Origin of the sequence: Photobacterium aquae (genome assembly GCF_001029445.1) — a bacterium.
GTDB classification, from domain to species: Bacteria; Pseudomonadota; Gammaproteobacteria; order Enterobacterales; family Vibrionaceae; genus Photobacterium; species Photobacterium aquae.
Genome location: NZ_LDOT01000021.1, coordinates 82,691 through 104,237 on the forward strand (window position 1 = coordinate 82,691; position 21,547 = coordinate 104,237).

The following is a 21,547-nucleotide window of genomic DNA, read 5'->3' on the forward strand; positions in this document are numbered from 1 at the left end:
GGAATCACTCATTGCACAAATCAGGGCGAATAGAGGAAAAATAAATAATCATTCCTTTTGTTATACAAATACCTTGTAGGTATAAATTGACCCTGTTTACTCCGTGTGATCTTGGTCACACATTTCATACTATCAAATACTTAGCGTGATAAAGTGGCGGTAAATGGGCTTGGCAAACCGTGAAGTGCAACGTTTTCGTGCTTGAATAATGCGAGATACTTATGCATTTATCTCGCAGATAAATGTCTAAATTTTTTTCACGATTTATGCGTTTTTTTTCGTGTGAGCGACGAAAAAATGGTTGCTGATAGAGGTTGTAGGCAAAAAAGTGCGTTGAATGGGCTTGTTTTTGCCTGTTTTTTAACCGCCAAAGGAAAGGTGTGCATAGAATTGTGCATAGTATTGGCGCTAATGGTCTGAATAGAAGGTGAGCATTTGCTGGGTGATATGTTCATTTTGGGCGATATAGGCACCGCGCATGCTCTTTAGGGATGTCGAGGTGGGCGTATGGTTTTGCCCGTTACGCCAGTAACGGGCACACCCTAGCCCTGGCCGCGAGTCTTGGTTCGCTTACTGGCGGCATTCTTCTCAATGAATTCGACAATCATGCCGGCAACATCTTTGCCGGTGGCGGTTTCTATGCCTTCAAGACCCGGCGAGGAGTTGACTTCCATGACCAGCGGTCCCCGTTCGGATCGCAGCAGGTCTACCCCTGCCACATTGAGCCCCATGATCTTCGATGCCGCGATGGCGGTACGCCTTTCTTGCGGGGATATTTTTACTAAAGAAGCACTGCCGCCTCGGTGCAAGTTGGAGCGAAATTCCCCCTCGGCCCCCTGGCGTTTCATGGCGGCAATGACCTTGTCGCCGATAACAAAGCAGCGTATATCGGCCCCGCCGGCTTCCTTGATGAACTCCTGAACCATGATGTTGGCTTTGAGCCCCATGAAGGCTTCAATCACACTTTCGGCCGCTTTCTGGGTTTCGGCCAGTACCACCCCGATCCCCTGTGTGCCTTCTAGCAATTTGATGACGACAGGAGCCCCGCCAACCATGTGCAGTAAGTCCTTGGTGTCTCCGGGCTTGCTGGCGAAACCGGTAATGGGCATGCCGACCCCTTTGCGCGAGAGTAGTTGCATCGAGCGGAGTTTGTCACGAGAGCGGGTGATGGCGACCGATTCGTTGACCGGATAAACCCCCATCATCTCGAACTGGCGCAGAACAGCTGTGCCGTAGAAGGTTACTGAGGCGCCGATACGGGGAATAATGGCATCGAAATCGGATAGCTCTTCCCCTTGGAAGTGGATTTGCGGCTTTTCCGAATTGATGTTCATATAGCAACGCAGCGCGTCGATCACCTTGACTTCATGCCCTCTGGCCTCGCTGGCTTCTATCAGCCGGCGGGTGGAATAAAGGTTGGCGTTACGTGACAGGATGCCTATTTTCATTATTCGCTTCCTTTGCTTGCGATTAAAAAAGATTGTTCGGGATCGACGATGATCCGCCCGTGCATGGCAGTACGGCCAAGAAGCATTCTATAAGCCATGTTGTCACGGTTGGCGATGGTGATTTCGATCGGCCAGGTTTGCCCGCCGATCGTCATGTCTGCCTTGATAACGTAGCGGGTCTCCGGAATACCGCCGGAGTTTTTCACCGCACGCCTATCGACGATCTCTGCTTCGCAGGTTTGGATGAAATCGGTATTGTCCTGCAGGGGATGCAGCCAAAAGCGCAGCCATGCTGTGTTGTTCTTACGAAACTCTTCATATTTGAATGCGTGCAGCGAGGAGGTGCGGGCACCGGTGTCAACTTTGGCATTGATGGTGTCGATGCCCAAGCTCGGCAAGCTGAGGGTTTCTCGCCAACCAACCACCATTTTGTTCGTCATTGTCATATACCTTTCTTGTTGAAATACCGGGTATGGATGAATGAGCAACCTGTATTGGTGTTGAGGAAATCGTTAGAAGTGAAAGTATAGCGTAAGATTTTTGGGTGATTAAAAAGTGGTACAAGATAGTCTGTGTCTTGGTACGGCAATGTATTGTTATTTTTTTAATGTAATTACAGACTCTTAGCTTTCTGAACGTTGTGTGGTTAGCGAGACTAATGGTTAGTGCGAATATTAGAGCTCATCACAAAAGCAGGAATGCCAGGCAACAGTGTCATTGCCTGGTCTGTTTTGGGGATTAGTCAGGCTGCGCAAGTACGGCTGGTGGTGTTGCTCTTCTCGAAGAAGGTTTGATGCAAGGCACGGATTGCGGCTTGGTAGCTTTCGTCGCTTACCACAAATTGTACATTGACGTTACGCATGGACGAATGGCAGGCAATCGGGGTAATACCGTTGTCCATCAGGGCCAGTACGCCTTGGCTCAGCGCCGAGTTGGTATTGAACAGGGCGCCAATCACTGAAATAAGCGCCACCATTCGGCCGGTAATGGTCGCCTTGGGGTAGGACTTCTCGGCTTTGTATAAAACCTTGTTGAGGTTGTCTGTCGAGCCACTGAGGTAATAGGTAATCGAGTTGGCGTTCATCTCTTTGCCGGTGAGTTTCACTCTGGCATCGGCAATGATTTCCATGATGTCGAAGCTGACGTTATCAACCTGCCCGACCATGGCCTGATCGAAGATATGCAGGGCAAATACCTTGCTCTTACCGGCGATAATTTCGATCTTCTCGTGTTCGGGCGCATAGTGCTGGGCGATCAAGGTACCGGGATGTTCCGGTTCGAAGGTATTTTTGATGCAGAGCTCTATGTTGTTTTCCCGTAGCCCTGAGGCGGCATTGGGGTGAATGGCCTCCATGCCGAGGTTGGCAAGCTGGTCCGCGACATCGAAATTGGTGGTGCCGATAGGCTTGACGTTGTCTGCGCCAACTAAGCGAGGATCGGCCGAGCTGAGGTGGAACTCTTTGTGGATAATGGCTTGGTCGGCCTTGGTTAGGCAGGCAACTCGGCTGAATGTCATTTCACTGTAGCCGCGATCATAGGTCTTCATTAGCCCTTCGTCGCAATAGGCGTAGCCAGTCACAATGGGGAGCTCTTTGCTGACATCAATATTGGCAAAAGCCTGCTGAATGACGGTATCCAGCGATCCGCTGGCTTGATTGTCCCAGCCGGAAAGATCAACAAAGGTCGCATTGATCCCGAGGGTTTTGAGTTTGAGCACGGTGTTGAAGGCGCTATGGGTTTCGCCGATCGCTGAGAGGAACTCGCGGATTTGCGGTAGGTAGTGACGCAGTGAGAACTGGCCGTAGCGGCAGGTTTCGAGGATATTTTGAATACATTCGGTGGCCCCGTCGATGCGGCCGCTGATAAATTTATCGGCGCGGCGACGGTTGAGCGGATCGGCAAACAAGGTTTCATTGATCAGGAGCAAGCGCTGCTTGAGCTCGGCCATTGCGGCTAGCCACTGTTCGTCACGCTTGGCGATAAACTGGTAGATACCGGGTTTGCCAGAGCGTTTGCATTCTAGCAGCTGGTCGGTAACGCCGCCGTAGGCTGAAACGATAAACGCCCGGTTGTAGGGATTTTCTGGGCGTAGCAGAATATTGTCCAATACGTCGTCAAACGCAGACATCGATGTGCCGCCGATTTTTTCAACGGTATAGGTCATGGGAAATCCTTTTTCTGTACGTGTCTACTTGCCTTATCCTGTGAGGCGAGTAGTTATGAGCCTTGGTTAAATTGCCCCGCGTGGTCACGGGGCAATGGGGGAATGACATGCAGGGTGGGATCAGTCTACTAGCGGGTAGACGCCATTTTCATCATGAACTTCCGCACCGGTGATGGGTGGGTTGAACACACAGGCCATCACCATATCTGCACCTTCGTAAGCGCGTAGGAAGTGCTCATCGTGTTTGTCGAGAATATAGAGGGTCCCCGGTTTGATGGGATAGGTTTTGCCATTTACGACTTCTATTTCACCTTCTCCCGACATGCAGTACACCGACTCCAAGTGGTTTTGGTAGTGAATATGGGTGTCGGTACCTTGATAAATCGTGGTGATATGGAAAGAAAATCCCATATTGTCGTCTTTGAGTAACATGCGGACACTTTCCCAGTTGTCCGATACCACGCGGCGTTCACTGTTTTTACATTCGTCGAATGTTCTTACGATCATCTTTTCGTCCTTAAGATGCTTTTTGGGTTACGGTTGCCGAGTAGGCCTCAACGGCATGCTCGAAGATATGCAGCCCCTGCTCGAGTTCTGATTCGCTGATGGTGAGCGGGCAGAAGAACTTGAGGATTTCATCGTTCGGGCCGGCCGTTTCGATGATCATGCCCCGCTCGAAGCAGAGTTTGGCAATCTCGCCTGCATCGTTGCTGTTTTTGCATTCGATGCCTTGCATCATGCCACGGCCTTTTCCTTGAACAAACAGCTCAGGATGCTGCTTAAGCAAGCGTTGGATGGTACGGCTGACTTGCAGGCTACGCGCTTGGATATGACGACTGAAGTCATCGTTGGCCCAGTATGCTTCAATGGCTTTGGCGGCGGTGACGAAAGCGTGGTTATTGCCCCGGAATGTACCGTTGTGCTCGCCGGGAAGCCATTTATCCAGCTCGGGTTTTAGTAGAACCAGTGCCATAGGCAAGCCATAGCCGCCGATGGATTTAGACAGTGTGACGATATCTGGCTGGATGCCCGATGGCTCGAAGCTGAAGAATGTGCCGGTACGCCCGCACCCCGCTTGGATATCATCGACAATCACCAGAATACCGTGTTTTTTACAGATTTTGCTCAGGCGCTGCAGCCATTCGTTAGAGGCGACATTCAGGCCGCCTTCGCCCTGGACTGTTTCGAGCAAGACCGCGGCAGGGTGGTCAAGGCCACTTGAATTGTCGACTAACATGGTTTCGAACAAAGCCAGCCCGTCGATATCGGCATAGCCTTCATACGGTAATCGCGATACACCTGCCAGTGGAATACCCGCACCACCGCGGTGATGCTGGTTGCCTGTTGCGGCAAGGGCGCCGAGCGTACAGCCGTGGAAGCCATTGGTAAATGTCACGATGTTGCTGCGGCCAGTGACTTTGCGTGCCAGTTTAATGGCGGCCTCCACGGCATTGGTGCCTGTTGGGCCGGTAAACTGCACTTTGTAGTCAAGCCTTCTAGGCTCGAGGATATGATTAGACAATACTGACAGGAAATGTGCCTTGGCGTCAGTGTGCATATCCAGGCCGTGGGTAATGCCATCTTGTGCAATATATTCAAGCAGTGCGTGTTTTAAGATCGGGTTGTTATGCCCGTAGTTCAGCGATCCTGCGCCAGCGAGGAAATCAATGTAGCGTTCGCCTTGGTCGGTCTCAAGCCAGCAGCCCTTGGCATGCCGGAATATTACGGGAAAGCTGTTGCAGTAAGAACGTACATTGGATTCTTGCTTCTTGAAAATACTCATGAGTATGCCATTAAGTTCCTAATTGGTTATTGCTCTGTATTGAGCGGAATACGGTACAAAAATTCGGTGTCGTGTTTTCCCTTAAAGTGTTGTTTTTCGTCAAGGAAAGTGGTGACAGCCCCTTTGCTACCGTTTTCCCTTGCGAGCTTCTTAAACAGACGCCATGAACCGTGGTTATTTTTTGTGATAGTTGTTTCTATGGTGGTGACATGATCCAGTCCCGGACGGCGCAATAGTGCCTGAAGCATGCTGTACGCTAGGCCCTTGCCTCGATATGCCGGACTGACGGCAACCTGCCAAATGAACAGTTCGCCATCACAGCCTGGTTTGAGGTAGCCAGAAATGAAACCCGCAATGGTGTCGTCACAGGTGGCCAAGATACAGGTTTCGTTAAAGTGGGAGGATTGCAGGAAGTTACAATAAGCAGAATTGGTATCGAGCGGTGGGCAACTTGCAATCAGTGCATGGATCTGATCGCCATCTGAAATAGTAGGGCTGCGAAACGCCCAGTTTTCATTGTCCTTGCCCAAGATCTCCGGGTATATCGCCCACGAAGCACTAGTCAGTAAAGTATCTCTCATAATCCCTTAGAACTCTAATCAATTTCCTTTTTTAGAATACATGACCCAGTCCAACTTTCAAGGCCATTCTGTGATCTTTGTTTCTTTCTATTTGATATTACGCACATCATTAACTGCACTATTACAGTTTTTGATAATCATATCGTTTAGAGTTGTAATCTTGTTGGCAGTGGTGTGAGTTGACTCTTTTCGTGAGGTGGAAAATTAAAATTTTCCATATTATTAGATATCTAAACAAATAATATTTTATTTGGTTTTATTTATTTTTCATTAAATTCAGTATCTTGCTTTTATTGCGCTGTTTGTTTTTATTGCTTTACTGTTGATTTGTTGTGGTTAATTGATTAGGGTTCTATTCGTTGTTTGATGTAACGAAAGTGTTGTTGTTTTGATGGCAGGGATGTTTCAAATGGCCACTATTTTAGAAGTACAGCACCTTTACAAAGTCTTCGGGGAAAAACCAGAACAGGCTTTTACGTTGATTGGCAAGGGTGTCGATAAGAAACAGATTTTTGAACAAACCGGTTTGACCGTCGGTGTGCATGATGTTTCGCTCTCGATTGAGGAGGGGGAAATTTTCGTGATCATGGGGCTATCCGGATCCGGCAAATCGACATTGGTTCGCTTGCTCAATCGCCTGATTGAGCCGACCAAGGGGAAGGTTTTGCTTAACGGTCGTGATATTGCCCATATCTCTGAGGAGGAGCTGCGGGATGTTCGCCGAAACAGCATTTCTATGGTGTTTCAGAACTTTGCGTTGATGCCGCATATGACTGTCATTGAAAATACGGCGTTTGGTTTGGAGCTGGCCGGTATTGAGCTTGATAAGCGTAACCTGCGAGCCTACCGTGCCCTTGAACGTGTCGGATTGGAGACCCACTGTGATTCTTACCCCGATGAACTATCAGGGGGGATGAAGCAACGTGTCGGCCTTGCCCGGGCATTGGCTTGTGATCCGGATATTTTGCTAATGGACGAAGCGTTTTCTGCTCTCGATCCCTTGATCCGCACTGAGATGCAAGACGAGCTTATTCGTTTGCAAAACGATGACAAGCGCACGGTTGTGTTTATCTCCCATGATTTGGATGAGGCGATGCGGATCGGCGATCGGATCGCCATTATGCAAGACGGTGCGGTGGTGCAGGTTGGCACCCCGGATCAAATTCTTCACCAACCGGCCAACGAATATGTCCGTTCCTTCTTCCGTGGCGTCAATGTCGCCACCGTGTTGAGTGCCAAAGATATAGCCCGTAAGAAACCCGTCGCCGTTTTCAAGAAGTCCGATCACGATGGCCCCGCTTCAGCATTGCAGTTGCTGATAGATAACGATCGCGAGTATGGGGTTGTCGTCGATAAGGCGAACAAGTATTCGGGCATCGTGTCGCTGGAGTCGTTGAAATGTGCCCATGAAGAGCATCGCTCGCTGGCGAGTGCGCAGTTGGCGGATACGATTTCGGTCGAACCCGATTTGCCGATTAGTGAATTGATAGGCCAAGTGGCCAGCGTTCCCTATGCCGTGCCTGTCGTGGATGGGGCGCTTAATTATCATGGGGTGATCACTAAATCACGTTTATTGCAAACTCTGGACAGGGAATAGTACATGTCGAAGGAAATGAGTGATCGTACCGATCCGTGGTCGCAGAGCAGTACACCTGCTTCTGACCCGTGGGCTACAGCATCGGACGCCCCCGCAGGCTCAGAATGGCTCAATGATGCTGAAATTGAAGCCCCGCCATTTGATTGGCTTGATCCGTTCAAGGATGCCGTTTTGCCTTTTGATCAGTGGGTTGAAACTGCATTGTCATGGCTGGTTGAGTACGGCAGACCTGTATTTCAGGCTATCAGGGTACCGGTTGACTTTATTCTGTCGACCTTTGAGGCCGCTTTGGTTTTGACTCCGGCCCCGTTGATGTTGGTGTTGATGTTCCTGCTGGTCTGGCAGTTTGCCGGTTTGACGTTGGGGGCAACAACACTGGTGTCATTGATAGTTATCGGCCTGATCGGTGCGTGGAGCCAAGCCATGACCACGCTTGCGCTGGTTATGACATCGGTTTTTTTCTGTTTGCTGATCGGGCTGCCGATGGGGATCTGGCTGGCGAGGAGTGACACCGCCGCCCGTATTGTCCGGCCGATGCTTGATGCGATGCAGACAACCCCAGCGTTTGTCTATCTTGTGCCTATCGTGATGCTGTTTGGTATTGGCAATGTACCGGGTGTGGTGGTGACAATTATCTTTGCCTTACCGCCCGTTGTGCGGTTAACGATTTTGGGTATTCAGCAGGTGCCGTCCGAGCTTATTGAGGCGGGCCATTCGTTTGGTGCTAATCCGAAGCAGATGCTCTACCGCATTCAGCTACCGTTGGCGATGCCAACCATTATGGCTGGCGTTAACCAGACCCTGATGCTGTCTCTTTCGATGGTGGTGATTGCCTCGATGATCGCTGTTGGTGGCTTGGGGCAGATGGTTTTGCGTGGTATTGGCCGGTTGGATATGGGGCTGGCGGCAGTTGGTGGTCTGGGTATCGTGATCTTGGCTATTTTGCTTGACCGTATTACCCAGACTATTGGCGAGAATGCCCGAAATACCCAACTGCGTTGGTACATGAGCGGACCTGTTGGCTTTTTTGTCCGCCGTCGAGTGCAAGGAAAGAAAACCAAGCCGTTTGCCGAGCAGGTGAAGAGTGACGGTTGAAAATGCAATGCACTGTGTAATGACTGAATCAATATCGAAGGAGAGCATCTATGCCTAATTCATGGAAGACCAACTTTGTGACTGCTGCTGCGGTATCTGCGGCGTTGTCAGGAGCAGCCTGGGCGCAAGCACTGCCGGGTAAGGACATCACGGTACAGCCGGTGCAGTCGACGGTGGCCGAAGAAACGTTCCAGACCCTGATCGTCAACAAAGCGATGGAAGCGCTGGGCTACAATGTCAAACCCACCAAGGAGGTGGACTACAACGTGGGTTATACCTCCATTGCCGAAGGTGATGCCACGTATCTGACTGTAGGCTGGTTTCCGCTTCATGCCGACAAGTACACTATGGCTGGCGGGGACGAGAAGTTTTACCGTAAGGGGAACTATATCTCAGGGGCTGCCCAGGGATATTTGATTGACAAGAAAACCGCCGAGCAATATGGCATCACCAATATCGGCCAGTTGAAGGATCCGAAGCTGGCCAAACTGTTTGATGCCGATGGTGATGGTAAAGCTGACTTGACGGGGTGCAACCCTGGCTGGGGGTGCGAGTTGGTTATCGAAGAGCAGCTATCGGCATTCAAGCTGCGCGATACGGTTGCGCACAATCAGGGTAATTATGCGGCCATCATTGCCGATACTATTTCCCGCTACAAAAAAGGCGATCCAATCTTGTATTACACGTGGACGCCATATTGGGTGAGTGGCGTGCTGGTTCCCGGTGATGATGTGGTTTGGCTGGAAGTGCCGTTCTCGGCTTTGCCCGGCGAGCGTAAGAGTGTCGATACGACGCTGCCGAACGGCAAGAATTACGGTTTTGAGATGAACTCGATGCGGATCATTGCCAACAAGGCGTTTGCCGAAGCCAACCCGGCGGCTGCCAAGCTGTTCGAGGTGATGACTCTCAACATTAATGATGTCAGTGCTCAGAATATGATGATGAGCAAGGGCAAGAATTCGTCGGCTGATATCGAAGCGCATGCCAATGCCTGGATCAAGGCCAATCAGAAGCAGTTCGATGCGTGGATTGCCGAAGCCAAGAAAGCGGCTTTGTAATCAATAAGCTATCGTTACGCTATTAGGCAGGTACATAGATGTTGCTGCCTATACCCAAGTTGCCTCGAGATGCAAGGTTCAGGCTGTGCTGAAGCGGTATCACGAAGTTGCTTGGGTATATTTTTACATATTGAGAGGGAACCTTGATTGGATACGCATGAAGAGGTGTTGGTCGCCATTCGCCAGATCATTCGGGCGATTGATCTGCATTCGAAAAAACTCAACAAAGAACTTGGCCTTACGGGCCCGCAGTTGATTATGTTAAGGGCGATCCGTGATTCTGGTGAGGTGACAATTAAGCAGTTGTCAGCCACGACGAATATCAGCCAGGCGACAGCAACCAGTGTTATCGATCGGTTGGTTGCCCGTCAATTGGTGGAACGGGTACGAAGTACCAAAGATCGGCGGATTGTTCACGCCGTATTGACAGAAAAGGGCAAGCAGACAGTCGAGACGGCCCCCTTGCCGTTGCAGGCGACGTTTATCGAATCGTTCAGCTCGCTTAATGAGTGGGAGCAAACACAAATTCTGGCGACTGTTCAGCGGGTCTCTATGATGATGAATGCCCATGGAATGGCTGAGCCGCCACTACTAGATGTTGATAACGGGGTCAATAACAAGTAATTTCATCGAAATAATAGTTAAAACAAAAAGATATCGATGAACGAATTTCAGAAGACAACTATTGTCACTTTTGATCGCACCCAAGAGTCAAGCATTGCCTCCGCCCTTATACGCTACCAGGATTTGCTCCGTACCCGTCAGGCATTCATAGATACGGGATGCTATATGCTGCAGTTCAATGTGGCATTTATGGATATTAGCGAAGGCGAATCCCGTTACCTCCAAATCACCGACAGTAAATATGCCGAGTTGATCGTTGACGCACTTAATCATACTCCCGACGGGGGATTTGACATCTCAGACGTGACCAGCGAGGCGCGAGATCTTTATATCTCCGAAGCGATTTTCTTCGCGATTGCGCTTGAATATGACGGGCTAAAGTCGGTTGTGCGCGATACGGCACAGGCGATGGTCGATTACTCCCGCTTTTATAATGACACCTCGGCGATGTGGGTCGATGATATGCGAGTATTCGGTGCCGAGGCTCTCTATATTATGGCCCGCCTCGATCCTAATGATGCCGTGTATTTGGCTCAGTTCTTTATTCCTTACTGGGACGATGAACATGCAACGGGGTACGAGTTGATGTTCTCTTCTTTGGTGGAAGAGCATGGCTGGTCAGATGCGATGATGAGGGCGTTTGTCTGGTGTGACAGTCCTGAATTTCGTTTCGCCTTCTATGGTATGAGTTTTGATAGACGTGAGTCGTCCTATCAGCCATTAGGGGATTTCTTGCAGCAGAATCCTGAGCGCTACCCGCGTTTCAAGGCGCTGGTTGCCGAGCGTTTTGCCGCACAACCAATGCTTGCCCGTTATGGCGAAGAAGATTCGCTTGAGGATATGCAGCCGGTTCGCTTTATCTATGAAACATTGTTTGCCGAATTGTGCCTGTGCCGGTACGAACCGCGCCACCGTGAAGGGTTACTAGCCCGCACATTCATTGTCGATTCGTTGGAAAATGAAGCTCTGGATTTAGAGCGGGAACTGCGTGCAAGTATAGAGACGCCGCTGGTTGCCTATGCGGGCAGTGTGTTTCAAAAGAATGCCCGACATGAAGCTTATGAGCAGAGACAGGCAGCCCTTTATCGCCATAATGGCGGGATCAATATGATCAACGAGTTCGTTGCCAGCCTGCCGTTTGGCACGGAAATGTCCGGGTATATCTACACTGGCCGTGCCAGCGATGTATTGGAGAAGCTTGGTGGGGTGAATATTTGGCAGCAGGCAAAGTCCCATGCGCTCACCTTGAATGATGTGCTGGATGAGGCCTGTTGGAACTACGGAAGCAATGATTGCCTGCGAGAAAACCTCCATGAGGTGCTGGAACATGTTGGTAGGAGCTTGCTGGTTGACGGCGAGGTGCAGGAAACCGAGTTGGCTGATGGTTTCGTCTCGCAGATCAGTGTGAGGGCCGAGGGTGAAGAAGAGCGTCGAGAGTATTATGATCAGGTGATGCTGCGGATTGTTGATATGTTCTATCATTTGCTTGGCAAGCAGCCATTGTCTGACGAAACGTGCGAATGTCTGATCGGCAATGATGAATACCGAGCGGTAATCTCGGAAGAGGCTTTCTGGGAGCGCTATGCACCGGACCAAGGAGAGTGCGACGGGCCATTGAACCAGCGTCAGCAGCGGCAGTTGGCGGCAGTGCTGGGTGAATTTTCCGATATGGATAAAAAGGTCGACCAGCGCCTGTTAAGGCAGGCTGATAAGCTGTCTGTTGAGCGTGCATGCTACGAGGTCTCGCGATGGGATAGTGCCCCCGATCTTGGTAGCTGCACCCTTGCGGCCTACCTGCTCCATGGTGATTATGTTGCCCGGGTGGGGGATGAGCAGACGATGGGGTTGGCGGCCTATATCAGTCAGGATCTTTTTGCCAAGGTGTGTCGGCTAATGCTGCGGCAGGCTGAGGTTGCGGATGAAAGTGACAGCCAAGGGTTGTCCGGTGCTGATGTGGCTGCGATTGAAGATTATTTTACCGCCCAGCAGACCACGCTATCGCAAGAAGAAGTATTGGATTTGCTCAATCGGCATTTGCACCGTGATGATGTTCATTGTCGAACAACGTTGAGTTTCCCTGCAATCAGTGAAAAGCAGCACTGTTATCGTTTTTTCAGCTATTGTGCCAATGAGTTTCAGCGGGTAGTGCTGTGTTGTTATTGGCTCAAGCAGTTGTCGCTGCCGATAGCAACGCAGGCAAAACGATTGTGGGAGTTGCTGGTGGCAATGGCGCCGGTCAAGGTTATTTGTCAAATAAGCCAGGTCTATCCCCATGAAGGACGCGGGCTGAAATTTGCAAATCGGCTGGAGGAAATTGAGTTTTACGAAATGCTCAATAAATACCACGGTATTGCCGAGTCCTACACGCTGGCCAGCGAGCTGCAGCAGTGCCGTACTCTCTATAGCAAAGAGCGGCAATACCATGCTTTGGTTGAGCTAGTCGATGATCTTCATTCAACCAGTACCAGTATGTTCGCCCAAGCTGATAAACGCAGGGCGCAGGCCTTGATTGATGGACTGGATTCTATTTACGAGTGCCACAAGGTTAACTATCACTTCCACGCGTCGCTCTATAACCCTGATTACGTCTTCGAGCTTGGGGATGATTTTGCCCGCGCGATGCAAATTTTTATTTCGCTTAACGCCAATTCGTGGGAGGAGGTATTGGCCCAGCGCTGGGGCAAAGCGTGTTTGTTCAAAGGGTTTGTGGAGGATCTGCCAAAGCAGTATCACTTGGATATCAATTATCACCCTGAGGTTGATAAACTCGGTAGGTCACGCTGTGACGGATATGACTGGGTGCCGGTGACGGTCATGCAGCGGCAGGGAAATCGTAATGTTGTTATCAAGACGGATCGAGACTTGATAACAACAACCGAGGATATCCGTCTGTCAGGGGTTCTAGTATTGCTAGACGAAAGTATTGACCACCAAGAGATTATTGATGCGATTGGGCGTTTGCCTACCCAGCCTGAACGGGAGGCGCAGTTGCATCAGGCGGTGTTCGGCTATTTATCCGGCGAAATGAGCTATGACTCAGTTGGGCCGTTGTTCAATACGTACCTTACTGATAACTTGATGGCTGGGCTCGACAACTACGGCTACAACTACAGCATTGGCCACTTTTTGTGGTGTATTGACGAGGAGCGTCGTCAGCGCTTACTTACACTGCTGGGCAATCACAGCTACCGTGGCTACAAGGTGATCGCCGAATATGCGACGTGTGGTTACATGGCGGAGCTGGTCCGAAGCGGTGAATGGACCTTGATGGATTATCTCGAAGCCAATGAGCGGGATCACCGCTCGGCGGTAAGCGGGTGGTTAGTGGAGAAAATGCTAGCCTTACCGGTAGAACGCAAGTTTCTCGTGCTCTGGGCGATTATTCATTACCGCGACAGTTTGGGGCCGTTCTTTGTTCAGTTGGCAGCCAATGGCGAGTTGCGGGAATGCCTGTCGTTTCTTTATCCCGAGCGGCGGGAGGTGCTGGTTGATATCTTGGCCGCCCAGCCAAATGGCAAAGAGCTATTGGCTATTTTTGACGGGGAGAGTTCACGACCTGTCAGAGATAAGTTGGCGGTGTTCTTGCCATAAGAGCTTACTAGAATGTTGATAAAAAGCGCTGAGAGATCGGCGCTTTTTTTATTTGTTCTGGTGTGAAGTCGTGCCGTTACGTAAAGAGCTCTCACTTGTCAGAAACAAGATTTTCCCTGGCCACTAATGTTTGGAATAGACCCAAGAAAATAGAGGTTACTTGGAGAGAGTCCAATAGGGCTTTGCGGTGGAAAATATAAAAATCGAGTTCCTGATAACAGGGGCACACCGCCATAAATAACCACAAACAAATACAATCATTGGCTAGGTTGGAGTGTTTGATGAGTAGTTCTAGATACTGGCTGGCAATTGCCTTGCTGGCAACGCTAAGTGCCTGCCGTGAAGATGCGGCTGAAGAAACCGATGTATTGTCAGGCGAGTCCAGCGAAAGTGAAATCGTTGCCCCGCCCAATACTGATACGGAGGAGGGATCTGGTGAAGAGCCGCAAGTCCCATCGCCTTCCCCTACACCTCCTCCCGAATCGTCTGAACCTCCCGCCGAAGAGCCTGTTGACCCTCCGCCGCCCCCAAAACCTGTGGTGGATATTGACGGTTTGCCTTTGCCTGATCTTGAAACCAAACATGACTATGTCGCTTATTTGGCTGCTCGTCCCCAGTATTACACTCGAGTGAGTGCCCCATTTGGTAACGTTGACCGTCAAGACAATACGCCATCAGATAATAAAGTAACCAATGCGGGTGCTAATCTGGGGCGGATACTGTTCTATGATGTCAGGCTCTCGGCAAACAATAGTCTGGCATGTGCATCTTGCCATGGTCAGCAGCATGGGTTTACTGATCCGAACACATTCAGTGACGGTTTCGATGGCGGGAAGACTGGACGTCATTCAATGAGTCTGACCAACGCGACCTACTATGAAAATGGCCGTTTTTTTTGGGACGAGCGTGCCCGTACCCTTGAAGAGCAAGTACTGATGCCGATTCAGGATCAGGTTGAGATGGGGATGAACTTATTTGATCTTGAGGTGAAGTTGGCACAAACCAGCTTCTATGGGCCGTTGTTTACGGAAGTATTCGGAGATGAGGCGATCACCAGTGACCGTATTTCGCGGGCGTTGGCGCAGTTCATCCGAACGATGGTGAGCTATGAGTCCAAGTTTGATCAGGCTTTTGTTGCAGGGGAGTGGGATGAACCGAATTTTTCTGCCGTATTTACCGAACAGGAGATGCTGGGATTACAGCTATTTACCGGCTTCCCCGGAAGGGAAAGCCAATCGCTAGGGTGCATTGCTTGTCATCAGACAACGGCTTTTTCTATGGATCAAGCACATGTCAATGGATTGGATGGGACCAATGCGGAAGATCAGGGCAGCGGTAATGGATTCTTCAAATCCCCTTCGCTAAGGAATATTGAGGTCGGGGCTCCCTATATGCATGACGGTAGGTTGGCAACGCTGATGGATGTCGTGGAGTTTTACAATAGTGGTATTCAGCGTCATCGGATCCTGAGCCCTGATTTGACTCGCGATGGTCGTGTCGGCGGGGCGCCTGTTCGTATGAATCTCTCACAGCAGGAAAAAGAGGCGCTGGTTGCATTTCTGGAAACGTTGACCGACGAGAAGTTTTTGGTGAACCCAATATTCTCAGATCCCTTTGCCCAGGGAACTACACTGTCGGAGCCTCCTTCATCATCAGAGCCGCCTGCGTCAGCGGGGACAGTATCTTCTGAGTAGTCGTTTTGCTTTGATGGGCAAAAAAAACCTGCGGCAAGGGATTTGCGCAGGTGATGTCAAAGGAACAAACATTGACGAGATATGAACTTGTCATTGTTATTAACGAGGGCGTTTGCTTCTTGGATCACATGACGTTATATAAAAAAGCCGCATACCAGTAAGTAATTGGTATGCGGCTTTTTATATGTTGGAATTGAAAGGTGATTAACCGCCCCAACCCCAGCTACTGCTCTTACTGCTTGAAGAAGAGCGGCTCCAGCTTGATTTGGCTGATACCGTAGAGCCAAAACCACCACGTGAGATGGTCTTGTTCACGGTTGCCTTGGGTTTCATGTGGTCATCGCTGATAGTGACCGTGGTCTTCTTGTAGGTATTGCCGTAGTTGTAGCCATCGGCAGATGTCCAGTCGTTATAGAAGACACTACCGCGTTGGTACGAGGTAAACATTGGCTGCGAGCGGTAGCCGTAGCCGCCAGAGTGCTTATCGTACATGTGGTAGAACATGAAGCCGGCCATAGCTGGCATAAACCAGCTTTTGCCTTCTTGCTGAATGCAGGCGTTGTTGCCGAATTCCGTTTCGCAGGCATAGCGGGAGTCGTATTTCGGCGCTGTACGTGCGGCCTCTGTTAGTGCTTTTTTATAGGCAGTAGTACATTCTTGGCTCATGCCTGGGTTGTCATCGATGCAATCGGTAAGCGTCTGATAGATTGTCGCTTTACGATCGTTATCGCTGCACCCTGTGATGGCAACCGTTGCCACGGCAACGGTAATTGGCGTCATGGCAGCAGGGCGCCAGCATTTGCGCATGCTGGCGAATACGACCTGTTTACTGCGTTTCATGGCGGCTCCTTAGTATGTCATACAGGCGGCGTTGAGCAGCCCGACAGAAACCGAAACCGCAGCCATCATAATACCCGCAGGAACTTCACCGGCTTCAATGCGCTCGACAATTTTCGGCATAAAGCCAAAACGCATAATGGCAAAGGCAAGGAGCTGTGCGATAAGCGCCACGACACCCCAAATTGCAAAATCGATAATATTGACAGAGTTGCTTGCCGCTCCAGCAATCGCGAGGCAGTAGCCGATGATTGAGCCTGATAGGCCGATAGCCGCAGCTATGTTCTTGTCCTCTTTAACCAGTTTCCACTCGTCGTGCGGTGTGAAGCGGACGTAGACAAATTTGAACAAGAGCAAAAAGGCAATTGAAAGCGAAAAATAAAGCAAAAAGGCACCAAGGCCAGCCAGTGAGTGAGTAATTACTTCCATGCGTTATCCATGTTGTGTTGTTAGCCAATGAGTTTAAAGTCGGTTGATGACAGGTCGAAGCCGGTACTGATCGCCAAACAGCGTTCAGGGCGTTGCTCTATGAACTTCTCTTCACCGGCAATGAGCAGAGATTCCATCTGGCCTTCACCACAGTCGCGGTCGTAGACCATCACAAACTGGTCGGTTTCGCTGATCGTACCGTCTTGGAACCAGGTTTTCTCTGTCATCGCGACGGGTTTGATATTGTCCCATACTTTTTCGAAGCGATGCTCTTCCAGTGTCCAGAATGGCTGGACGATGTCGTGGTCGAGGATCTTTTTCCATTGGGTTTCGGTATCAATGGGACGTGATTCATAGAAATAGTAAAGCTTGACTTCGCTGATGTCCGCTTCGCTGCTGCCGTGAATCAAAACTTGGATAAAGCCATCATCATCGGTGTAAAAACGTAACAGGCGAGTCTGGTGGTCGAGGTGAACCTCGCCAACGGCTTTGATCAGCTGGGTTTCGGCTGCCCCTTCGATAATTAACTGGGGTTCGATGAGTCTAAGTTTCAGGCTATCAAGCTCGAAAGCGCCGCCTAATCGCAGGCCTAGAATCTCAGGGCTGCTTGGTGGCGGTGGTGTTTTGTCTTTTTTCTTGAACCAGCTAAACATATTGGCTCCGGTAGTTAACTTGCTGTAGTTGTCGTGGTCAAACGCGGCCAGTCAAAATGGTCGATTCTCTCGTCAGAGATATAGAAGATCTTGGTGCCGGGAGGAACATCGCGGTTAAGGCTTGGGTTTAGTTCAACGCCATTGCCACAGTCGATGGCAATGAGAATGGCCTCATGGTGCTGTTTGAATAGCGGGAATAATGCACCGACAGTCGTCGGCAATGCCGTATGTGGGTATTGCACGGCATACTGGGTCATTCCTTTGTGGGTGCTGAGCAGCTCATGATGCAGTTCGCTCGAGCCCGGATCGATAGCCGCCTTGGCTAGCATCTCGACGGCAACTGAAGGAATACATTCTGCGTTGGGGCAGTGAAGTTTGAGAATACTGCTGAGGGTTTCATCGGTGAAATAGGCCAGCAGATGGGCATTGGGGTTACGGTGGGCACAGAAGAGTGCCGCAGATAGACTGATATCGTCTTCTGGGTTGTCGATCAGAATACAGCTCGCGGTATCGACGCCAGCCCTAGCCATGCTTTCGCTATCGGTGAAGGTGTTGACCTGTACGAATTCGATTTCGCCCGGTAGCGGGTTGTTCATCTCTGGGCGAACGCAAAGAACAATATCCCGGCGTCCTTTTTCTTCGTATTGCAGCATTTTGATCAGGTGCAAGGTGCGCGGTCCGTTCCAGCCCAGCACGAGGATATGGTTTTTCACTGAAAGCGTCCTTTTTCCGATTAAGCCTTGTTTCCAGTAATCGATAAGTACGCTGGCAACACGGCCAACAGTTATGGCAAACAGGCCAAGCCCACCAGGTATCACAAACAGCATGATTGCCCACTTTCCCGCTGCTGTCGTTGGCGACATATCGCCATAGCCAACCGTGGAAGCGCTGACAACAAGGTAGTAGAGAAAATCTGTCGGCGTATTGGTGAGTGCCTGCTCGCCGGTAGCCAGCAACAAGATGTAGCTGACTACCGTATAACCGATTACTAGCAGTAGGAGGTTACGTCCGCTTAGGGAATGGAACTGCGATGCAGCCCAGCGGCGTAATAACATCCATAAGGTCATTGTCGCTCCTTGTTTTACTGCTTGTAACGGAGGATTACTGGCCTAGAATGCGCTTAAGCTCGTCTTCGGCAGAAGATGGACGTGGAGAAGAAATACCAGCTTCAGCCAGTTTCTTGTCTAGGCTTGAGCCTGATTTTTCTTCGGCCATTTCTTCAGCAGCTTCTAGCTCGGCGGATTTTTCTGCCTGACGCTGTTTGATACGCTCTAGCGATTCTACCGCTGTGTGCATTTTGGTATTGGCACCTAGATTGGTGGTAGATACCGCAGCTTGTGCTTTTTGCACGGCTTCGTTGGCCTTAACAACATCTACTTGCTGCTCAAGCTGGCGTAGCTTGTCTTTAGCCTGGCTGATGTTGGTACGCATGCGCTCTTCAGAAGTGACAAACTGGTCGAGGTAGTTCTGCTCGGCCTGCTGCTCGTTGCGTAGGTTTGCGACTTTCTGGGCACACTCAAGAGCAAGCTCCTGTTGGCCTTGTTCCATTGCCTTGCGGGCATGGCTTTCATAGTCAGAAATACCAGATTCGAAACCGTTCACTTTTTGTTGTGACAGCTTACGCTTGGCAACGATGCTCACTAGGGCTTCGTCAGAGCGGCGCAGTTCGTCTTTGGCTTCGCGAATTTCCTGATCGAGGATACGCAACGCTTGGCTGTCAGCTACAGCTTCTGCTGTTTCGTTAACTCCACCTTTAAGGGCAGTAAACAGTTTTTTCCAGACGCTCATTATGCGTTCTCCTGCAGATGGTCTTGGTATAGGTCAATAAAGGCTTCGACATTGCGGAATAGAGTCGCAACTTCGATAACGATACTTTCTGCTTTTGACTGTGATGACAGTGAACCGAAGGCAACGTAGTAGCTGCTGTCTTCGATTTCGTTGATGCCGATAGTCGAAAGCGGGAAGATTTTGTGAGTGCGTAGGATGAAGGCATTAAGCGCGGTAGGGTCGATCACTTGCTGCTCGCTGAACAGTAGAACTTCGACCACAATTTGCTCACCAGCTACGGCAAGAAAAGCCTCGATGTTATCTTCATTGATAATGCGAAGGGCCTGGCCGTTAATTTCTACGTCCCAGCCTTCGTGTTCGCTTAGCAGTGATGCTAGCTCGGGTAGTTGCCAACTCATACCTGTTTCCTTTTAATAAAAAAGCAATCTAAGCCTTAGTAGCAGGTAAGTATATTATGGTTGCAACTTCTTGAAAAGATATAGTTTATAGCGATATGTCCAATTGGTGTAAATAGCAGTCTCTGTAAATGATATAGCAAGTGCTTATATAAGCCTTTAATCAGTGAAAAATTGATAAATAACATCTAAATAGGTTTGAAACTAAAATATAAAATAAGAATGACGATGCTTATTAACTGAAGGACATATATGATTATTTTAATTTATTCCATACAAGAATAATCTTGGTTTGCGATGTCTGTCTGAAATTGGATAGTGAACAGGTTTTAATGATTGCAATATCCCCGTTTTGCTGAGGCATTAATATAATGGAACTTGTGTTGATATGGCGATGAACTATCCCAAATCTATTATTATTGCTGGAATATGAACTGGTTTATCCCCTTGCCTAGCAGGCGAGGAAGAACATCTTCTTTGGTTTGCTTTCCCAGCTGACTTTCGATGTGATGTTCAAGCTGATGCCAGCCGAGTTGTGCTTGTTGCTTGGCATAATGCTGGGAGTTATTGCTGATCAGTAACTGAATGATAGCCTTGAAACGTGGTTGTTGTATGGCTCTGCCAAATGATGCTGCTAGCCTTTCGCTGCTTGTCAGATCAAGGGGGGCAATTAAAGAGGCGAATATCTCCTGACCGAGATCGAGTGTGGTGAGGAAATGATCTTTTTTGTGGAAGTGGTTAAGGATCCCACCGCGTGACAGGCCGGTCATATGTTGTAGCCGTGTATAGGTCATTTTTTCGAAACCGATGTGCGGGTCGAGTAAACAGTGAATAACTGCTTGGGTTATACGGTGTCTGGTTTTGGCCGATTCTTCCGCTGTTACTTTTGCCACGTGGTGAATCCCTATTGTAAATTGTGGTATGTGCAATTTTAAGTACAGCGTACGCTATATGGATTGTAGAATCAACCGGATGGAATTTAGGGATTAATAGGGCCATATCAACTGATTTTATAATTGACCGTGTGTACCTAATATAGTTGTTGGGTAACTTGTTAATTACTCAAGTTTTATATGATGATGATTATATAAAAGGCGTGTTTTTCATTTTCTAGTTGTGCTAGCTGTTAACAAAGGTTGCCATAATAAAATCAGCGCTGTAACGACGTGGAGGGCTTGTTGGTGGTCAAACGTTGCTTAGTTATCTGAATAAATATAGTTAATGGTTCGATAGGTTAGGTTTTGTTATATATGGGGTAACAGTATCCCTATGCTTTTGATTTATTGTCCTAAATTGTATCAAGGCATTAATTATGGCTAGCATAATCGCACTCGCTTGCTGCTAGAAACAACAAAGCCAGACGATATGTCTGGCTTTGGTTTTTATAGGCTGCAAATAGCGCTTAGGGGATTAATTAGCCCAGAAGCTCTTTAGCCGTTGCCACTGCATTTTCAGTGGTGAAGCCGAACATCTTGAACAGCTCATCGGCAGGTGCTGACTCACCGAAGGTGTTCATGCCGATGATGCGGCCGTCGAAACCAACGTACTTGTACCAGAAGTCTGCGATACCCGCTTCGATAGCAACACGCGCAGTCACGTCAGATGGCAGTACAGCTTCGCGGTAGGCTGCATCTTGCTTGTCGAATACATCAGTTGCAGGCATAGAAACAACGCGAACCTGACGGCCTTCAGCGGTCAGCTGTGCTGCTGCTTCTACGGCTAGCTCAACTTCAGAACCTGTCGCGATAAAGATAAGCTCAGGCTTGCCAGCACAATCTTTCAGGATGTAACCACCCTTGGCGATATCAGC

The 21,547-nt window shown here is 49.5% G+C and carries 20 protein-coding genes; 6 read left to right on the forward strand and 14 right to left on the reverse strand.

The features are described 5' to 3' along the window. Positions 1-542: 542 nt before the first annotated feature. From rimK to ectA, 6 genes are all read right to left on the reverse strand, one after another. Positions 543-1,448, reverse strand: coding sequence for a 30S ribosomal protein S6--L-glutamate ligase (rimK, locus tag ABT56_RS14430; protein ID WP_047879588.1), 906 nt, complete (start codon positions 1,446-1,448; stop codon positions 543-545). Then, entirely contained in the window at positions 1,448-1,888 is a 441-nt protein-coding gene (locus tag ABT56_RS14435; protein WP_047879617.1) for an ATP-dependent zinc protease family protein, read from the reverse strand. The genes rimK and ABT56_RS14435 overlap by 1 nt, the downstream gene beginning before the upstream one ends. A 302-nt stretch (positions 1,889-2,190) precedes the next feature. Further along, positions 2,191-3,612, reverse strand: coding sequence for an aspartate kinase (locus ABT56_RS14440; RefSeq protein WP_047879589.1), 1,422 nt, complete (start codon positions 3,610-3,612; stop codon positions 2,191-2,193). Positions 3,613-3,732: 120 nt separating this feature from the next. Continuing rightward, complete coding sequence (locus tag ABT56_RS14445; protein WP_047879590.1) at positions 3,733-4,119, reverse strand: ectoine synthase; 387 nt, start codon at positions 4,117-4,119, stop codon at positions 3,733-3,735. 10 nt (positions 4,120-4,129) lie between these two features. After that, on the reverse strand, positions 4,130-5,395 hold the full coding sequence (gene ectB / locus ABT56_RS14450; RefSeq protein WP_047879591.1) for a diaminobutyrate--2-oxoglutarate transaminase: 1,266 nt from the start codon (positions 5,393-5,395) through the stop codon (positions 4,130-4,132). 26 nt (positions 5,396-5,421) lie between these two features. Continuing rightward, a complete protein-coding gene (gene ectA, locus ABT56_RS14455) occupies positions 5,422-5,976 on the reverse strand; it encodes a diaminobutyrate acetyltransferase (RefSeq protein WP_047879592.1) in 555 nt (184 codons plus the stop codon). Between the two features lie 409 nt (positions 5,977-6,385). On the opposite strand from ectA, the gene proV reads away from it, so the two are divergent. The 6 genes from proV (at position 6,386) to ABT56_RS14485 (ending at position 15,635) form a co-directional block, all read left to right on the forward strand. Next, a complete protein-coding gene (gene proV, locus ABT56_RS14460; protein WP_047879618.1) occupies positions 6,386-7,573 on the forward strand; it encodes a glycine betaine/L-proline ABC transporter ATP-binding protein ProV in 1,188 nt (395 codons plus the stop codon). Positions 7,574-7,576: 3 nt separating this feature from the next. Further along, complete coding sequence (gene proW, locus ABT56_RS14465) at positions 7,577-8,668, forward strand: glycine betaine/L-proline ABC transporter permease ProW (RefSeq protein WP_047879593.1); 1,092 nt, start codon at positions 7,577-7,579, stop codon at positions 8,666-8,668. A gap of 50 nt (positions 8,669-8,718) precedes the next feature. Further along, a complete protein-coding gene (proX, locus tag ABT56_RS14470) occupies positions 8,719-9,726 on the forward strand; it encodes a glycine betaine/L-proline ABC transporter substrate-binding protein ProX (protein ID WP_047879594.1) in 1,008 nt (335 codons plus the stop codon). A gap of 147 nt (positions 9,727-9,873) precedes the next feature. Next, positions 9,874-10,350: a MarR family winged helix-turn-helix transcriptional regulator gene (locus ABT56_RS14475; protein WP_047879595.1), complete on the forward strand. Its 477-nt coding sequence runs from the start codon at positions 9,874-9,876 to the stop codon at positions 10,348-10,350. A 36-nt stretch (positions 10,351-10,386) separates the two neighbouring features. Further along, positions 10,387-13,941, forward strand: coding sequence for a hypothetical protein (locus ABT56_RS14480; protein WP_047879596.1), 3,555 nt, complete (start codon positions 10,387-10,389; stop codon positions 13,939-13,941). Positions 13,942-14,222: 281 nt separating this feature from the next. Beyond that, positions 14,223-15,635: a cytochrome-c peroxidase gene (locus tag ABT56_RS14485; RefSeq protein ID WP_084722298.1), complete on the forward strand. Its 1,413-nt coding sequence runs from the start codon at positions 14,223-14,225 to the stop codon at positions 15,633-15,635. 204 nt (positions 15,636-15,839) lie between these two features. Here the strand turns inward: ABT56_RS14485 and ABT56_RS14490 are convergent, their stop codons facing one another. From ABT56_RS14490 to ABT56_RS14525, 8 genes are all read right to left on the reverse strand, one after another. Next, positions 15,840-16,475, reverse strand: a complete 636-nt coding sequence (locus ABT56_RS14490; protein WP_047879597.1) for a DUF1190 family protein — start codon at positions 16,473-16,475, stop codon at positions 15,840-15,842. Between the two features lie 9 nt (positions 16,476-16,484). Continuing rightward, positions 16,485-16,901: a DUF350 domain-containing protein gene (locus tag ABT56_RS14495; protein WP_047879598.1), complete on the reverse strand. Its 417-nt coding sequence runs from the start codon at positions 16,899-16,901 to the stop codon at positions 16,485-16,487. A 20-nt stretch (positions 16,902-16,921) separates the two neighbouring features. Continuing rightward, positions 16,922-17,554, reverse strand: a complete 633-nt coding sequence (locus ABT56_RS14500; protein ID WP_047879599.1) for a YjfK family protein — start codon at positions 17,552-17,554, stop codon at positions 16,922-16,924. A 14-nt stretch (positions 17,555-17,568) separates the two neighbouring features. Further along, the gene (locus ABT56_RS14505; protein ID WP_047879600.1) at positions 17,569-18,621 is read right to left on the reverse strand and encodes a potassium channel family protein; all 1,053 of its coding nucleotides are present in this window, start codon (positions 18,619-18,621) and stop codon (positions 17,569-17,571) included. A 34-nt stretch (positions 18,622-18,655) separates the two neighbouring features. Then, positions 18,656-19,342: a PspA/IM30 family protein gene (locus tag ABT56_RS14510; protein ID WP_047879601.1), complete on the reverse strand. Its 687-nt coding sequence runs from the start codon at positions 19,340-19,342 to the stop codon at positions 18,656-18,658. Beyond that, entirely contained in the window at positions 19,342-19,740 is a 399-nt protein-coding gene (locus tag ABT56_RS14515) for a DUF2170 family protein (RefSeq protein WP_047879602.1), read from the reverse strand. Before ABT56_RS14515 ends, ABT56_RS14510 begins: the two co-directional genes overlap by 1 nt. Before the next feature lie 413 nt (positions 19,741-20,153). Further along, positions 20,154-20,630 carry a TetR/AcrR family transcriptional regulator gene (locus ABT56_RS14520; protein WP_047879603.1) on the reverse strand — a complete coding sequence of 159 codons (477 nt, stop codon included), beginning with the start codon at positions 20,628-20,630 and terminating at the stop codon, positions 20,154-20,156. Positions 20,631-21,151: 521 nt separating this feature from the next. Continuing rightward, on the reverse strand, positions 21,152-21,547 hold a 396-nt coding region (locus ABT56_RS14525; protein WP_047879604.1), incomplete at its 5' end, for a transketolase-like TK C-terminal-containing protein.

What these genes read in the sequence shown, in the direction of transcription:
- rimK (WP_047879588.1), bottom strand. Translation starts at nt 1,448, where the DNA reads ATGAAAATAGGCATCCTGTCACGTAACGCCAACCTTTATTCCACCCGC.
- ABT56_RS14435 (WP_047879617.1), bottom strand. Translation starts at nt 1,888, where the DNA reads ATGACGAACAAAATGGTGGTTGGTTGGCGAGAAACCCTCAGCTTGCCG.
- ABT56_RS14440 (WP_047879589.1), bottom strand. Translation starts at nt 3,612, where the DNA reads ATGACCTATACCGTTGAAAAAATCGGCGGCACATCGATGTCTGCGTTT.
- ABT56_RS14445 (WP_047879590.1), bottom strand. Translation starts at nt 4,119, where the DNA reads ATGATCGTAAGAACATTCGACGAATGTAAAAACAGTGAACGCCGCGTG.
- ectB (WP_047879591.1), bottom strand. Translation starts at nt 5,395, where the DNA reads ATGAGTATTTTCAAGAAGCAAGAATCCAATGTACGTTCTTACTGCAAC.
- ectA (WP_047879592.1), bottom strand. Translation starts at nt 5,976, where the DNA reads ATGAGAGATACTTTACTGACTAGTGCTTCGTGGGCGATATACCCGGAG.
- proV (WP_047879618.1), top strand. Translation starts at nt 6,386, where the DNA reads ATGGCCACTATTTTAGAAGTACAGCACCTTTACAAAGTCTTCGGGGAA.
- proW (WP_047879593.1), top strand. Translation starts at nt 7,577, where the DNA reads ATGTCGAAGGAAATGAGTGATCGTACCGATCCGTGGTCGCAGAGCAGT.
- proX (WP_047879594.1), top strand. Translation starts at nt 8,719, where the DNA reads ATGCCTAATTCATGGAAGACCAACTTTGTGACTGCTGCTGCGGTATCT.
- ABT56_RS14480 (WP_047879596.1), top strand. Translation starts at nt 10,387, where the DNA reads ATGAACGAATTTCAGAAGACAACTATTGTCACTTTTGATCGCACCCAA.
- ABT56_RS14485 (WP_084722298.1), top strand. Translation starts at nt 14,223, where the DNA reads ATGAGTAGTTCTAGATACTGGCTGGCAATTGCCTTGCTGGCAACGCTA.
- ABT56_RS14490 (WP_047879597.1), bottom strand. Translation starts at nt 16,475, where the DNA reads ATGAAACGCAGTAAACAGGTCGTATTCGCCAGCATGCGCAAATGCTGG.
- ABT56_RS14495 (WP_047879598.1), bottom strand. Translation starts at nt 16,901, where the DNA reads ATGGAAGTAATTACTCACTCACTGGCTGGCCTTGGTGCCTTTTTGCTT.
- ABT56_RS14500 (WP_047879599.1), bottom strand. Translation starts at nt 17,554, where the DNA reads ATGTTTAGCTGGTTCAAGAAAAAAGACAAAACACCACCGCCACCAAGC.
- ABT56_RS14505 (WP_047879600.1), bottom strand. Translation starts at nt 18,621, where the DNA reads ATGACCTTATGGATGTTATTACGCCGCTGGGCTGCATCGCAGTTCCAT.
- ABT56_RS14510 (WP_047879601.1), bottom strand. Translation starts at nt 19,342, where the DNA reads ATGAGCGTCTGGAAAAAACTGTTTACTGCCCTTAAAGGTGGAGTTAAC.
- ABT56_RS14515 (WP_047879602.1), bottom strand. Translation starts at nt 19,740, where the DNA reads ATGAGTTGGCAACTACCCGAGCTAGCATCACTGCTAAGCGAACACGAA.